Source organism: Pseudarthrobacter sp. (assembly GCF_036675385.1).
Lineage (GTDB): Bacteria > Actinomycetota > Actinomycetes > Actinomycetales > Micrococcaceae > Arthrobacter.
In genome coordinates, this window is record NZ_JAKFFD010000203.1 from 1 (window position 1) to 13444 (window position 13444).

Genomic DNA, 13444 nt, shown 5'->3' on the forward strand with positions numbered 1-13444 from the left:
GTCGCCGCCCATCACGCTGAAGGCGAAGGGGAAGTTGGAGGCCCCGAAGACGCCCACGACGCCGATGGGCACGTTGAGCCGGCGCAGATCCGGCCGCGGGCCCATGCCCCAGTCCGCGTCCACGTGATCGATGGTGGCGTCGAAGTGCTCGCCGTCGCGGACCTCCGTGGCGAAGAGCCTGAGTTGGAAGACCGTGCGCTTGAGCTCGCCCCGGAGCCGCGGCTCGCCCAGGTGGGTTTCCTTAGCGGCGATTTCCACCAGCGCATCGGCGTCGTTGTCCAGCGCGGCTGCTATCGCCTCCAGCCAGGATGCCCGGGTGCCGGGATCCGCAGCACGGCCCTTTTCGAAGGCGGCGTGGGCGGCGTCGACACTCGCGTTGAGGTCATGGACCGTGGTTGTCATCGGCGCGCACCGGCTCCGGTCACGGAGGCGCCTGTCACCGAGGCGCCTGTCACCGCGGCGCGGTCGCCCACTTCGAGCCATCCGGCCCCGGCGGGGAACTCCCAGCGGGCCCGCGAGGCGCTGAGCATTTCGGCGCCGGTGCCCGGGAGTTCCGGGGCGGCGTAGCGGCCGTTGACGATCCGGACCGGCTCGGCGAAGTGCTCGTGCAGGTGGTCAACGTACTCGATCATCCGGCCGTCCTGGCTGCCGGTGATGGCCGCGTAGTCGAAGAAGGAGAAGTGCTGGACGAGTTCGCACAGCCCCACGCCGCCGGCGTGCGGGCAGACCGGTACGTTGAAGCGGGCAGCGAGCAGGAGGTTGGCGATGTTCTCGTTGACGCCGCCCACGCGGGTGGAGTCCAGCTGGAGGACGTCGATGGAACCGGCCTGGAGCAGCTGCTTGAACACGATGCGGCTGGCGACGGCCTCGCCGGTGGCAACGCGGACAGGGGCAACGCCCTTCCGGATCTCCGCGTGGCCCAGGATGTCGTCCGTGCTGGTGGGTTCTTCGATCCAGTACGGGTTGAACTCGGAGAGCTGGTTGACCCACTCGATGGCCTCGGAGACTTCCCACCGCTGGTTGGCGTCGATGGCGATCGGGAGGTCGCCCACGGCCTTTCGGGCCAGCGCCATGCGGCGGCGGTCGTCATTGATGTCGCCGCCCACCTTCAGCTTGATCATGGAGAAGCCGTCCGCGGCGGCTTCCTTGCTCAGGCGGACGAGCTTCTCGTCGCTGTAGCCCAGCCAGCCCGGCGAGGTGGTGTAGGCGGGGTAGCCGTCCACCTTCAGGGCGGCGATCCGGGCGGCCTTGCCGTCTTCGCCGGCGCGCAGGATGTCCAGCGCCTGCTGGGGGCTCAGCGCGTCGCGGATGTGGGTGAAATCAACGACGTCGACGATTTCTTCGGCGGGCATCTCGCTGAGCAGGAGCCACAGCGGCTTGTTCTCGCGCCGTGCGCGGATGTCCCAGAGTGCGCTGACGAGGGCGCCGGCAGCCATCTGCGTGACACCCTTCTCGGGGCCGAGCCAGCGCAGCTGGGAATCGTGGATGAGCCGCTTCGACGCGCCACCGAGGTCGTAGATCAGTTCATCGATGTCCCGGCCGAGGAGCAGGCCGGCGTAGGCGTCAATGGCGTGCGTGAGGATTTCGTTGCCGCGGCCGCAGGTGAAAACAAAGCCGTGGCCTTCGTCGCCCGCGTCGGTGCGGATGACGACGTACGCGGCGGAGTAGTCCGGGTCAACGTTGACCGCGTCGGAACCGTCGAGCTCCAGGGACGTGGGGAACCGCACGTCTTGGGTGTGGATGGAAATGATGGAGGTCATGGGTTTCTTCTCTCTCTGGTCAATTCACTTCGTGGACACGATTCCTATATGAATTCTCATAATCATATAGGAATGGCGATCCAGATCAAGTGCCGGAGAAAAAAGAAGCCCCGGCCAGCAGGCCGGAGCTTCGATTTCAGGTGACGATATGCCTTTTTGGTGGCCCGTCGCTCTCCAGTGGCGAGAGGTCCGCCTTGCCTTCGAAGGCCTTGGCGAACCGGGCGAAGGAGTTCCTGATGTGCTCGGCCATGGCCTCCTCGGCGCGGTCGGGCAGGCATGCGGCGATGGCCTCCCGCACGGTGGCGTGCTCGGCGATGGTGATGGCGCCGTCGATGTCTGCCGGGTAGAGGCGGAAGGTGTGCAGGTGGCAGTGGGTCTGGGCGAAGGCGTGCTGGACTACCGGGTTCCCCGCCGCCAGCAGGATGGTGTCATGGAAGCGCGTGTCATGGGCCACGAGGTCCTGCCGGGCGTCGCCGCTGGTGGTCTTCATGGAAGTGCGGATGGCCGACAGTTCCTTCTCCAGGGCCGCGGCAGGGTTGGCGAGGCGGTCCACGGCCGCGGACCGCGCGGCCCACGGTTCCACCAGCAGCCGGAACTCGAAAAGCGATCGCAGCGCGGGCAGGTCCAGCAGGGGTGTGGTGCTGTATCCTCGGCCGGGACTGTAGACCACCAGGTTGTCGCCCTCCAGCCGTTGCAGAACTTCGCGGACAGGGGTCTGTGAGACGCCCAGGCTGCGGGAGACCGCATCAATATTGATCCGTGCGCCGGGTGCAATTTCGCCCTTGAGGATGGAGGCCCGCATGGCGGCGTAGACGTCACTGACGGCTGCCTTGCCTTTGGATGCATCGGATGATTGACGTGTGGGCACGCGGTTACCTCTTTGTGCTGGTTGGTGGAGTCGCTGTGGGAATCATATTCCACGGGTGGGAGCGGGTGGGGTGGGGTATTTTCGTCCAGAAGTTGCTCTGGATCACATTAACTATATGATTATTCCGATTCCTACATGATATTGCGCCGGAATCCTCGGCGCCCTCCCCGGTGTCCAGGCACCCGAAAGCCACGTTTACGTCAAAGGAGACGGTATGACTGTCCTAGGCAGCAGGCTCGCCCCCAATTCTTCCCCCGATCTTTCCTCCAAGGCTCCCCGCACCATGACCCGCAAGCGCTGGGTGATCATCTGGCTCGCGTTCGTGGGGCTCAGCATTAACTACCTTGACCGCTCCAGCCTCAGCGTTGCCCTGCCGTTTATGGGTAAGGATTTTGAGCTCTCGGCAACCCAGCAAGGCCTCATTTTCGCCGCCTTCTTCTGGGCGTATGACTTCTGCCAGCTGGCTGCCGGGTGGTACGTGGACAAGGTTGGGCCGCGGAAGTCCTTCACCCTGGCAGCGGTTTGGTGGTCCGTGTTCACCATGGTCACCGCCTTTGCGCAGAATTTCTGGTCGCTGTTCGCCGCGCGGTTCCTGCTCGGTGTCGGTGAAAGTCCGGCCCCCAGCACCGCCGCCAAGGTCGTGGCCACCTGGTTCCCGGTCCGCGAACGGGCCTTTGCCACCAGCATCTGGGATTCCGGCTCCCGGGTGGGTGCGGTCATCGCGCTGCCGATCGTCACGTTGATCGTCGCCTTCACGTCCTGGCACGCGGTCTTCATCATCATCGGTGTGGCCGGCCTGATCTGGGCTGTTGTGTGGTGGAAGGTCTACCGCAGCCCCGAGGATCACCCGACGGCCAATGACGAGGAGCGGGCCTACATCCGGGGAGGCGGTGCCAGGAGCGCAGCGAACGACGACGCCGATGCAGCGAAGCTCCCCTGGCGCTCACTCTTCAAATACCGCACCATTCTCAGCATGATGTTCGGCTTCTTCTGCCTGAACAGCGCCATCTATTTCTTCATCACGTTCTTCCCGAGCTACCTCGTGAAGGAACGCGGCTTCGACCTGCTCAAGCTCGGCCTCTTCGGTGCCATCCCGGGCATCTGCGCGGTGGCCTTCGGCTGGCTGGCCGGCTACGTTGCCGACCGGGCCGTCCAGCGCGGGGTCTCGGTCACACGGGTCCGCAAGACCGCCATCGCCGGCGGTCTGATCGGCGGTTCGATCATCATGTTCGCCGCCGTGGTCCCCGAGGCATGGATGGCACTTGCCCTCCTGTCGGTGGCATACTCCAGCCTCACCGTCGCCGCCACCGGCATCTGGTCGCTCCCCGCGGACGTTGCCCCGAGCTCCCGCCACGTCGGATCCATCGGCGGGCTCCAGAACTTCGCCTCCAACCTGGCAGGCATCTTCACGCCGGTCCTGATCGGTGTCCTGGTGGACCAGACGGGATCCTATGTGGCACCGCTCGCGGTCATCGGATTGGTGTCCCTAGCCGGTGCGGCGAACTACCTGTTCGTCCTGGGCAAGGTGGAGCCGCTGAAGGTTCCCGCCTCCGCCGCGGCGTAGGCGAGCGGCAGGTTTCGACAAGCTCAACCACCGAGCGGACGACGGCGGGAGGTCCCGCCGTCGTCCGCTCGACGGTGCTGCGGCTTCTTATAGTGCATCTACCTCCATGTCCTCGCGCCCGTTGAGCCTTCTCGGATCGAGTCGATCGGGATTTCCAGCACGTTCTCGCCCTCGATCCAGACGCTCCGCGTGCCGAGCTGCTCGCTCAGCCGCTGCATCCGCTCGGCAATTTTCCGCGCGCTCCGACGTGCCAGCCGGGTCTGGAAATCGGTGATTGTCGTCGGATACAGGCGTAGCTTGAGCGGTGCGCTTTCGCGGGCTTCCAACAGGAAGATGAATGACTGATCGTTGCGTTCTGCTGGGTCCACTGCGTAGTCATCCACGAAGTCGCCGGCGCTATAGATAATGGGCCGGTCCCTGTAGATCTCGACGCCGCGGAAAATGTGGGCCGAATGCCCGAACACGACGTCGGCCCCGGCATTTATCAGCGCCCGCGCCAGGCTCTGATGCGCGGCCGGGACAGCGGCCCCCCAGTTGGGGCCCCAGTGTGCCGAAACGATCAGCAGCTGGACGCGGCCCTTCGTCCGCCGGACCAGTTCCAGCAAATCCGTCACCCGCTGGTCACCGGCGTCCACGGGCACGTAATGGATCCCGGGAGACCGGGTGGTCGCCTCCCAGCCCGGTTCGTTGTCGGTAAAGGCAATGAAGCCGACCGCAGTTGGACCCACCAGCCGGACTGCCGGCTGCCGGGCAGCTTCAGCGTCCATCCCAGCCCCGGCCCTGAGGATCCCGTGCCGATCGAGCGCCGGCAACATCTCCCGAAGCGCGTCAATCCCGTAATCCAGCACATGGTTGTTGGCCAGCGACACCACATCGATCGCCGCGGACGTCAGACTCTCCACGTTCTTGACGTCCGAGCGGAAGCGGAACGCTTTGCCCGCCACAGGTGTTCCGCCGTCCGCCAGGACACATTCGAGGTTGGCGAACCTGATGTCCGCCTGCCCGAGGACTGGGCGGGTATCGCCCCAGGGATAGGCGGGATCGGCCACTTTCAGCTGCTCGTTCACCAGCCGTCCGAGCATGACGTCCCCCAGCAGTGCGATCCGCATGCTCCACCTCCACGTTGGCAGGGCCTTTTCTATCAGGATGGACCGCTTCGTGGTCTGGTGCCAGTTCGGTGTTCAATCCCAATGGTGGTGCTGCGGCCGATGGCAGGACGCTCGTCGTCGGACGTTCGTTGTACCGCAAAAAACTCTCGCTTGGTCCCGATTCTTGAGAGATAGTTGGAGCAGGCGGCCGTCGTCGTTCATTCCATACTGTTTGCTGGTTTGGACGGGGCCTGCGGCCGCTGTCCTGATGGGAACGTCGCGGCGATGGGCATTTTTGCGGACAGGGCTGATGCAGGGCGGCAGCTGGGGCTGCGTCTGGCGTATCTGCGTGCCCAGGACGCAGTTGTCCTGGGACTGCCTCGGGGCGGCGTTCCGGTAGCGTTCGAGGTTGCGGCGGCCCTTGACGCGCCGCTGGATGTGATCATCGTGCGCAAGCTTGGAGTACCGGTTCAGCCCGAACTCGCGATGGGAGCCATCGGGGAAGACGGCACCTACGCGCTCGACAAGCATGCCGTCTCATTCATGAAGGTCAAGCAGGAAGAACTGCGGGCCGTCGAAAGACAGGAACGGGCTCTGCTCGATGCCCGGGTGGCACGATTCCGGGCAGGCCGGACCCGCATGGATCTGCACGGCCGCATCGCCGTCGTCGTCGATGATGGGATCGCTACCGGGTTAACTGCCCGGGTGGCATGCAGCATCGCGCGAAAGCTGGGGGCTGCGAGAGTGATCCTGGCCGTTCCTGTGGCCCCTGCCGATACCCTCGCCACCCTGACGGAGCCGGACGAGGTGGTGTGCCTTGCCACGCCCTGGCAACTCACAGCTGTCGGCTACTACTACCGCAGCTTCTCGCCGACGAGCGACGACGAAGTCGTGTGGCTGCTCGACGCTGCTGCTGAGCGTCTGGAACGTGCGCGTTCGGCGGCCGGAAACCCTGGCCTCGATGTAGACGTGCAGATCCAATCGGATGGGGTGCGGCTCCAAGGACACATGCACCTTCCCGTGCCGGCTGCCGGAGTGGTGGTGTTCGCCCACGGCAGCGGCAGCGGCCGCCACAGCCCGCGTAACCGGTTCGTAGCCTCGACGCTCCAGCGAGCAGGGCTGGGCACCTTGCTGCTTGACCTGCTCGGCCCCGGGGAAGAGCTCGACCGGGCGAACGTGTTCAACATCGAACTGCTTGCGCTCCGGCTGACCTCGGCAACGAACTGGCTTGCCAGCAGGCCGGACACGGCGTCATGCAGCGTGGGATTCTTCGGCGCGAGTACCGGAGCCGGGGCAGCCTTGTGGGCTGCGGCCGAACAGGGCGCACGGATCGGTGCCGTCGTCTCAAGGGGAGGCCGTCCGGACCTGGCCGGCGAGAGGCTGGCCCTTGTCCGCGCCCCGACGCTCCTGATTGTCGGCAGTGCGGATCACAGGGTCCTCGAACTCAACCGCCGGGCGAAAGCCCTGATGCGCTGCCCCAACCGGCTGGAGCTCGTCCAGGGAGCCTCCCACCTGTTCGAAGAACCTGGGACTCTGGAGGAGGCGGCGATTCTGGCCAGGGATTGGTTTGTGCAGTACCTGCTGCCAGGCCACGGTGGGCGGGCAGCCGAGGGCAGTGTCCCCGCCTGATCGCTCGCTCAAGCAAGAGGAGGACACATGTCTGGGCACAATATTGCAGGCAAGAAGGTTGCTTTCCTGCTGACCGACGGCGTGGAACAAGTGGAGCCGACGAGCCCAAGAACGCCGTCAAGGATGCCGGCGGAGAACCTACCCTCGTGGCCCCCAGAAGCGGAACGCTTCAGGGTTACAAGGGAACCGAGAAGGGCGAGACCTTTCACATCGACCGCTAGAACTCAAGGAGGCCCCGCCGTCGTCCGACGCTGTGCGATTCCCCTTAGTTGCTTGAGGGCGACGCGCTCAGGTAGCTCTTGACGCTGGCGCGCAGGGCCTCGGTGTGCTCGTAGATCTCCTCGAGGGAGGAAATCGGGACACGGGTTTCTTCCCTGTTGTCATCGAAGATCCCGATATACTTCTGCGTCCGGTTGAAGTGCAGGCGCGCGATCGGTTTGCGGTTGTTGTCGTCCAGCAGCACCGCGAAGTAGGACTTGGCATCGCGCTGGACAACGCGGGCCGGCTTGACCTCGCTGCAGACGATGGCGCGGACGATCTGGTAGCCCTCGATCTCCTCAAGGGTGGTCTCGAGGGCTTCGGCGTCGGCCAGGTCGGCTTCGGCCACCGGCGCGCTGGTGACACTTGCGGCCGCGACCTCAGTCTGAGGGAAGCCAGGGGCGCCGAGGGCTTTCTTCAGACGCTCGTTGACCTGGTCGTTAAGGAATTGCTTGGACGCTTTTGTCACCAGCGCCGTGAACTGCTCACGCACTTTCTGTGTGTACGCGCCGGGATAGACGCGGCCAGTGAGGAACTTGATCCATTCATCCTCCGGTTCCTTGAACTGCGCTGCCAGGGTCCGCTTCAACTCGCCGATGTACTTCAGTTCACCGGCGGCGTTGATGATCGAATCGAGGTCAAAGACGTCCTTGGACAGCTTCTGCAGCTCAGGGATCAAGGACTCATCGATGTCCGTGAGGTCCAGGACCAGGAACGGCTTCGCGTCCATCCGGTTCGGAGCATCGAGGTCCGTGAAGAACTGGTACAACTCGCCATTGGTGAGGATCGCTATGCGCGCGTTCGTCACGGCGAAATAGCGGAATAGCTGCGACGCGTGCTCGATTTTCACCGGCTCCGAGGACTTCTTGCACTCGATGAGGATCTGGACTTCGCCGTCCTTAACAATCGCGTAGTCGATCTTCTCGCCCTTTTTCAGGCCGACATCCGCGATGAATTCCGGCACGACCTCCATTGGATTAAAGACGTCGTAGCCAAGGATTGTTGAAATGAAGGGCATCACAAACGCATTCTTTGTTGCCTCTTCGGTCTGGATTACCTCTCGCTGCTGGCGCACCTTTGCTGCCAAAGCCGAGAGCTTTTCTGCAAACTCCATTTTTCCCCCTTGAAAAACTGATGGTGATGCTTACCGTAGCGCAGGAATGTCGGAACTCGATGGAATCAAGTCAACCGCTTGCCAACCAAGGTGTTCCTCGCGTTTGCAGGCGTCAGCTCGCCGGGGTGGGCAGGCGGCTTCTACTCGGGTTGGGGTACGTCGGCTGAACCGGTTGAGATTCCGCTCAGCGTGCCAATGTAATCCAGCGTTTTGGGACTGACATGCCGCACCTCCGCTAGCGCTTCCCGAAGAGCGCCCTTCGCGGGGTCACCGAGCGCATCGCGCAGATCCACGACCGTTTCGATGCCTTCACGCTCGAACACTTGCGTGATGTCCTCTACCTGGGCCAGGCGGCCTGGCGACGGCCAGTCGATGACTTCCGAGAGCTTCCCTGTATCGAGGTGCTGGCGGAATCCACTGGTTGTGGCGGCATCCGGCCATGCCGCGACGAGGGCTTCGACGCGCGGCTTGACGGTTTCGTTGTAGTTCTGGCGGCGCTGGAGCGTGGCATCCACAATGATGGCACCGATGTGGTCCCAGCCGCGGCTGACGTCAGTCGGGGCGTCTGTGCCCTGTGAGTCCGTTGGCGCCGGAAGGTTGGCATCATCATTATCGATAGTCATACCTGAATACTTCCACGTGCTGCGCGACGGTGGCTGGTCGGGGCCGTAGATCAGCGGCGCCAAGGGCAAGCGGACGACGGCGGGAGGTGCCACGCGCGCCTGTGTGACGTTCCCACAGGGGCGGGTGGATCTATATTTCCCAATCCGATGAGTACGTTCGGTTCCTTAATGCCGCGGCGAGTTCCAGTGCTACGTCGAGGGTTTTCTGCATTCGCTGGGAGACTCCTTCGGAGAATACTCCGTCAGTAGTGTCACGGTCGGTGGCGTACACCATGTATGGGTTGATGATGCACTTGAAGTCAAGGGTCATCGACGATGCCAGCCCGGCGTAGGCGGTATAGCTGTGTGGCAGGCCCCCGGCACAAAGGAAGGTCACAAACTTATCGAACCATGCAGCCTTCCGGCCGTTCTCACCAGTCGCACCGGTAATCTCGACCATGTTCTTCGTCGCGCTCCCGAGGGACCAGTTATAGACCGGGGCAGCTATCACTACCGCGTCCGCCCGCACAATTGCCCGCTTCAGCCCGATAACACCCCTGTGATCATGTGCTTGTGCATTGTCAAAAGCAGGAAGCATCATCTCCTGAAGATCGACAAGCTCAACTCTTGCACCCTGGTCTTCCAGGCGCCGGGCTGCATCGAATGCCAGCAATCGGCTCTGGCTTAGGGGGTCCAGGCTGCAGGAAATAACCAGAACCGAAATTGGAGGTGCCGACGCGCCGAGATTGTCTTTATCCTCGGCTAAGTCTTTGTCGGAAATCATTTACAAATCCTATTCCGCATCCCGTCGCTATTCCGGCGGGCATCTTAGGCCTCAGGGCTGCGAGGGTGGTAGTGGAAAATGTCGGTACGAAGGCCGGCTTTCGGTCCCGGTTAGCGCAGTTGGATTAGTCCAGCAGTGGTGGGGCGGAAATCGCATGCGTCGAAGTAGAAACTCTTCAGATGATCGTCGAAGTCAACATGAAGCCACTCGCAGCCTGCTTCCTTTGACTTCCCGGTGGCAACGGCGAGCAGTCTTTTCCCGATTCCCTGCCGGCGGGCACGATGTGCAACCAACGTGTCTTCGATGAACGCGTGCGCTTGGCCGTCCCAGATCACGTTGACGAAGCCTACGAGACCCTGTTCGTCGCGCGCTGTGACCCACCCCAGGCTGAAGCGCGAGAGCCGGCCAGTCCAGTCGTGGTCAACGTAGGCATGCTCGAAGCCTTCCGCGTGCAGCTGGTTGATTTCTTCGTTCCTAGCCGCTCCGCGCCATTCAAAGGTGATCGTCATGCTGAACAGCCTTGCAGGTAGTGTGGCCAAATGCTCAACCCCAGCATGACCATCAGACTCGCCGCCATCAGCGATGCGGACGACGTTTGGCATCTGGTTCAGGATTTCGCGCCGACGTTCCGGCCAGAGCGGGAAGCTTTCGAGCTAACGTTCCGTGCGCTGGTGGAGGCGCCCCACACACTCGTTCTCGTGGCCGAACAGAGTTCCGGATCCGTCGTCGGTTATCTTTTGGCCAATTGCCGCGCCACGTTTCTTGCGAACGGCCCTGTCGCCGGGGTCGAGGAGGTCATGGTCGCCGAGCGAGCACGCCGGCAAGGTGTGGGGCAGGCTCTGATGAATAGAGTCGAGACGTGGGCGGAATCCCAGGGCGCTGCCTATGTTTCGTTAGCAAGCCGGCGGGCTGGCGATTTCTATCGTGCCCTCGCGTATGAGGACGCTGCCACTTTCTATAAGAAGCCACTGACCACGTGATCAGGGAAGCAAGAGCAGAAGACCTACCGGAGATGCGCGACATCGAAGTCGCAGCCGGTGAAGCGTTCCAAACCCTTGGGATGGGAGCCGTCGCTGATGACGCGCCGCCCAGTTTGGAAGCCCTGGCCAACTATCAGCGCGACGGCAGGGCATGGGTTGCCACCGATTCCGGTGACGTGGCGGTGGCTTACATATTGGTTGACGTGGTCGAGCGGTTTGCTCATATCGAGCAGGTGACTGTCCACCCGCTTCATGCGCGGCAGGGTCTTGGCAGACAGCTCATCGACGAAGCGGCCCGATGGGCGGTGACGCTCGGCCTTGATGGAATGACTCTGACCACCTTCGAAGAAGTCCCTTGGAACGCTCCTTACTACGCGCGCCTGGGATTCCAGCCGGTGCCCGAACACGAGTGGCCGGGCGGTCTACGTCGGATCGTGCAATCGGAACGTGCTCATGGTTTGGAAGCCTGGCCACGAATCGTCATGAAAAGGCGCCTCCCAGGAGGCTAGACCGGCAGTCGGTACTGTCCGTGCCCGCCGGGACAAGGCTCAAGCACGGGGTGCCGCGGTCAGCGACGTGGCCTTGGCGGTGGTGACGCCCAGGCTCACATCAAAACGCGGAGGGTCCGGAACCGGAGGCGAATCGCTGGCGTTGTCGATGTAGCCGGCGGCCAGGCCCCCGAGCTCCACCAGCGGCAGGGTCATGGTTGTCAGTCCGAACACGCGCCACCGCGGGTGCCACCGATGCCGGCGACAGAGACGTCGTCGGGAGTCTTGTTGCCGTTGGTCCAGAGGTAGGCGAGAACGCCCACCGCGATTTCATCGTTGGCGCACACGATCGCCTGCGGCAGCTGCCCCGATGTGACGAGCTGCGCCATCGCATCCCTACGGGAAGCGCATCGCAACGACCGTCACGGCCGAGACGCTCTTCGATCCGGGCATAGAGCGCCTGCGCGGCTGACATGGTCTCCGGTGGTTGAGCCCGTCGAAACACGTGGTCCGCAGCCTCGGGATCCCAGACCGGTGGGCCATTTGGGGCGAACGTACACTTGAGGCCCCGCGACTCCGCCGCCTCGAAGTGGCAGATAGCAGCAGTCCCGGCATCGGGCATTGCCGTTAGGTGCCATTCCGCGGAAGGGATCGGGCGCCGCGGGCAGGTCCTGCCCGGCTGCCTGTGCCCGTCGCGTAATTGTCGTACCCCCTTGTCATGATGGAGATATGGGAAACGCGGCGGTGGCGAAGGCATATGAGGACATCATTGCTGCCATTGCTGTGCTGAATTCCGTACTGAACGGGGCTGGCGGGTCCGGTTCTGAAGTGTCATCGGAGGCTGATCCTTTGCGTGGCCTGGAGGACACGTGCCTGGACATCCTCTCCGGCGCCGCGGGAGTGGAGGCGCGGATGGCTGCCCTGAAGGCCCTAGCCGCAGTGAAGTATGCGGACACCGCCCAAGCTGTCGCTTCGCCGTGTGCGTCAGCGCAGGCGCAGGAGATGGCGGTGACCGCGGAGGTCGCGTGCGCGCTGACCATCGGCGAACGGGCCGCAAGTGCGCTGCTGAACCAGTCCCAACTGCTGACGACCGCTTTGCCGCTGACCCTGTCCGCTCTGCAGGAGGGCACCATTTCGTGGCAGCACGCGCGGGCCATGGTGGATGAAGCCGCAACCCTTGACCCGGACGGTGCCGCGGCGCTGGAGGCCCACTTTTTGGACCCGGATGCGCCGAACGCGGCCGGTGGTTGTCCCGCAGGGGAAATGCCGGCGTCCCGGTTCCGTCATAGGGCACGCACCTGGCGCGAACGCCACCACACCGAGAGCATCGAGAAGCGGCACGCCAAAGGCGTCCTGGACCGCCGGGTCGAGTACGCCCCGGATCAGGACGGGATGGCCTGGCTCTCGGCCTACCTCCCCGCGGACCAGGCGGCAGCAATCTGGAACCGGACCACCGCGATCGCCCGGGGTCTGCAGGGCCCGGACGAGCCCCTGACTCTCACACAGCTCCGGGCCGACATCTTCGCCGCCGCCCTCCTCGGCGGCGGGAACCCCGCAGAACATGATCCCGGGCAGGTTCCGCCGCCCCGGACCCTCGTGATGGTGACGGTCCCGGTGTTTTCCCTGCTCGGCGCCACCGAGGAACCGGCGATGCTTGACGGCTACGGCCCGATCCCGGCCTCGATGGCCCGGGACCTCGTGGCGAACGGGGCCGATTCGTTCTACCGGGTCCTGGTTGACCCCCGCGACGGGGCACCCCTGGAGATCGGCCGCGCCAACTACCGTCTCACCACGGCCATGCGGAACTGGCTCCGGCTACGCGACGGCAAATGCCCCTTCCCTGGATGTTCCAACCATTCACTGGACAACGAAGCAGACCACATCCTCGCCTGGGACAAGGGCGGAACCACCGGCGTCTCGAATTTGGGTCAACCCTGCCCCAAACATCACCGCTTGAGACACACCAGCGCCTGGCAACCCACACCAGCCACAAAGAACGAACCACCTGGCTGGATATCGCCCACTGGCCGGCACTACAAGAGCGAACACCAGGACTGGGAACCACCACACTGGCCTCCGGAACCAAACCTGGAAGCGAGCAGGAACGGGCGCCTGCTCCCAGCGCGGCGTGAAGGTTGCGGCGATCCGGATTTTGTTCACATCGGACTGTCTCTTGGAGAGAACGGCGTGGAACGGTTCCTCCATTCCACCGCCTGACGGGTGCCTAAGAGCAGCGTGCGCCTGCACCCTGCGCAGTGCTGGCCTCAGCCTGCCTCCGGGTTTCCGCCGCCGGTGATCTCAACCCCGCC

The 13444-nt window shown here is 63.8% G+C and carries 15 protein-coding genes and 1 pseudogene; 6 read left to right on the forward strand and 10 right to left on the reverse strand.

Annotation, left to right across the window (positions count from 1 at the left end):
• The 3 genes from V6M49_RS16925 to V6M49_RS16935 form a co-directional block, all read right to left on the reverse strand.
• Nucleotides 1-402: aldehyde dehydrogenase family protein (locus V6M49_RS16925; RefSeq protein ID WP_442959755.1), on the reverse strand; the 402-nt coding region annotated here is incomplete at its 3' end.
• On the reverse strand, nt 399-1760 hold the full coding sequence (locus tag V6M49_RS16930) for an enolase C-terminal domain-like protein (RefSeq protein WP_332762209.1): 1362 nt from the start codon (nt 1758-1760) through the stop codon (nt 399-401). The genes V6M49_RS16925 and V6M49_RS16930, both read right to left, overlap by 4 nt.
• A gap of 136 nt (nt 1761-1896) precedes the next feature.
• Nucleotides 1897-2628: a GntR family transcriptional regulator gene (locus V6M49_RS16935; protein ID WP_141141728.1), complete on the reverse strand. Its 732-nt coding sequence runs from the start codon at nt 2626-2628 to the stop codon at nt 1897-1899.
• Between the two features lie 214 nt (nt 2629-2842).
• Between V6M49_RS16935 and V6M49_RS16940 the strand changes: the two genes are divergently transcribed.
• Nucleotides 2843-4192 carry an MFS transporter gene (locus V6M49_RS16940; protein ID WP_332762211.1) on the forward strand — a complete coding sequence of 450 codons (1350 nt, stop codon included), beginning with the start codon at nt 2843-2845 and terminating at the stop codon, nt 4190-4192.
• A 98-nt stretch (nt 4193-4290) separates the two neighbouring features.
• Here V6M49_RS16940 and V6M49_RS16945 read toward each other — a convergent pair whose 3' ends face one another.
• Complete coding sequence (locus tag V6M49_RS16945) at nt 4291-5301, reverse strand: CapA family protein (RefSeq protein ID WP_332762213.1); 1011 nt, start codon at nt 5299-5301, stop codon at nt 4291-4293.
• A gap of 264 nt (nt 5302-5565) precedes the next feature.
• Here V6M49_RS16945 and V6M49_RS16950 point away from each other — a divergent pair, with 264 nt between their 5' ends.
• Complete coding sequence (locus V6M49_RS16950; RefSeq protein ID WP_332762214.1) at nt 5566-6909, forward strand: phosphoribosyltransferase family protein; 1344 nt, start codon at nt 5566-5568, stop codon at nt 6907-6909.
• A 27-nt stretch (nt 6910-6936) separates the two neighbouring features.
• Nucleotides 6937-7124: pseudogene (locus V6M49_RS16955) on the forward strand (peptidase C56); the annotation flags it as partial.
• Nucleotides 7125-7174: 50 nt separating this feature from the next.
• Here the strand turns inward: V6M49_RS16955 and V6M49_RS16960 are convergent.
• The 4 genes from V6M49_RS16960 to V6M49_RS16975 all read right to left on the reverse strand — a co-directional run bounded on the left by V6M49_RS16960 (nt 7175) and on the right by V6M49_RS16975 (nt 10176).
• A complete protein-coding gene (locus tag V6M49_RS16960) occupies nt 7175-8281 on the reverse strand; it encodes a type I restriction endonuclease (protein ID WP_141141724.1) in 1107 nt (368 codons plus the stop codon).
• Between the two features lie 140 nt (nt 8282-8421).
• A complete protein-coding gene (locus V6M49_RS16965; RefSeq protein ID WP_332762216.1) occupies nt 8422-8904 on the reverse strand; it encodes a hypothetical protein in 483 nt (160 codons plus the stop codon).
• 130 nt (nt 8905-9034) lie between these two features.
• Nucleotides 9035-9667: an NADPH-dependent FMN reductase gene (locus V6M49_RS16970; RefSeq protein WP_332762218.1), complete on the reverse strand. Its 633-nt coding sequence runs from the start codon at nt 9665-9667 to the stop codon at nt 9035-9037.
• 110 nt (nt 9668-9777) lie between these two features.
• Nucleotides 9778-10176: a GNAT family N-acetyltransferase gene (locus V6M49_RS16975; protein WP_332762220.1), complete on the reverse strand. Its 399-nt coding sequence runs from the start codon at nt 10174-10176 to the stop codon at nt 9778-9780.
• Between the two features lie 30 nt (nt 10177-10206).
• Here V6M49_RS16975 and V6M49_RS16980 point away from each other — a divergent pair, with 30 nt between their 5' ends.
• The gene (locus V6M49_RS16980; RefSeq protein ID WP_332762221.1) at nt 10207-10647 is read left to right on the forward strand and encodes a GNAT family N-acetyltransferase; all 441 of its coding nucleotides are present in this window, start codon (nt 10207-10209) and stop codon (nt 10645-10647) included.
• Nucleotides 10644-11156 (forward strand): GNAT family N-acetyltransferase, encoded by a 513-nt coding sequence (locus tag V6M49_RS16985; RefSeq protein WP_332762223.1) that lies wholly within the window; start codon nt 10644-10646, stop codon nt 11154-11156. The genes V6M49_RS16980 and V6M49_RS16985 overlap by 4 nt, the downstream gene beginning before the upstream one ends.
• A gap of 39 nt (nt 11157-11195) precedes the next feature.
• On the opposite strand, the gene V6M49_RS16990 is transcribed toward V6M49_RS16985, so the two are convergent.
• Together V6M49_RS16990 and V6M49_RS16995 are read right to left on the reverse strand one after the other, a co-directional pair.
• On the reverse strand, nt 11196-11351 hold the full coding sequence (locus V6M49_RS16990; protein WP_332762225.1) for a hypothetical protein: 156 nt from the start codon (nt 11349-11351) through the stop codon (nt 11196-11198).
• Nucleotides 11352-11356: 5 nt separating this feature from the next.
• Complete coding sequence (locus V6M49_RS16995) at nt 11357-11524, reverse strand: substrate-binding domain-containing protein (protein ID WP_332762226.1); 168 nt, start codon at nt 11522-11524, stop codon at nt 11357-11359.
• A gap of 340 nt (nt 11525-11864) precedes the next feature.
• Between V6M49_RS16995 and V6M49_RS17000 the strand changes: the two genes are divergently transcribed.
• A complete protein-coding gene (locus tag V6M49_RS17000; protein ID WP_332762228.1) occupies nt 11865-13352 on the forward strand; it encodes an HNH endonuclease signature motif containing protein in 1488 nt (495 codons plus the stop codon).
• The last annotated feature ends 92 nt before the right edge of the window (nt 13353-13444 follow it).

Bases quoted from the DNA above. Each gene is read 5' to 3' on its own strand.
- V6M49_RS16930 (WP_332762209.1), bottom strand. From the start codon at position 1,760: ATGACCTCCATCATTTCCATCCACACCCAAGACGTGCGGTTCCCCACG.
- V6M49_RS16940 (WP_332762211.1), top strand. From the start codon at position 2,843: ATGACTGTCCTAGGCAGCAGGCTCGCCCCCAATTCTTCCCCCGATCTT.
- V6M49_RS16945 (WP_332762213.1), bottom strand. From the start codon at position 5,301: ATGCGGATCGCACTGCTGGGGGACGTCATGCTCGGACGGCTGGTGAAC.
- V6M49_RS16950 (WP_332762214.1), top strand. From the start codon at position 5,566: ATGGGCATTTTTGCGGACAGGGCTGATGCAGGGCGGCAGCTGGGGCTG.
- V6M49_RS16960 (WP_141141724.1), bottom strand. From the start codon at position 8,281: ATGGAGTTTGCAGAAAAGCTCTCGGCTTTGGCAGCAAAGGTGCGCCAG.
- V6M49_RS16965 (WP_332762216.1), bottom strand. From the start codon at position 8,904: ATGACTATCGATAATGATGATGCCAACCTTCCGGCGCCAACGGACTCA.
- V6M49_RS16970 (WP_332762218.1), bottom strand. From the start codon at position 9,667: ATGATTTCCGACAAAGACTTAGCCGAGGATAAAGACAATCTCGGCGCG.
- V6M49_RS16975 (WP_332762220.1), bottom strand. From the start codon at position 10,176: ATGACGATCACCTTTGAATGGCGCGGAGCGGCTAGGAACGAAGAAATC.
- V6M49_RS16980 (WP_332762221.1), top strand. From the start codon at position 10,207: ATGCTCAACCCCAGCATGACCATCAGACTCGCCGCCATCAGCGATGCG.
- V6M49_RS16990 (WP_332762225.1), bottom strand. From the start codon at position 11,351: ATGACCCTGCCGCTGGTGGAGCTCGGGGGCCTGGCCGCCGGCTACATC.
- V6M49_RS16995 (WP_332762226.1), bottom strand. From the start codon at position 11,524: ATGGCGCAGCTCGTCACATCGGGGCAGCTGCCGCAGGCGATCGTGTGC.
- V6M49_RS17000 (WP_332762228.1), top strand. From the start codon at position 11,865: ATGGGAAACGCGGCGGTGGCGAAGGCATATGAGGACATCATTGCTGCC.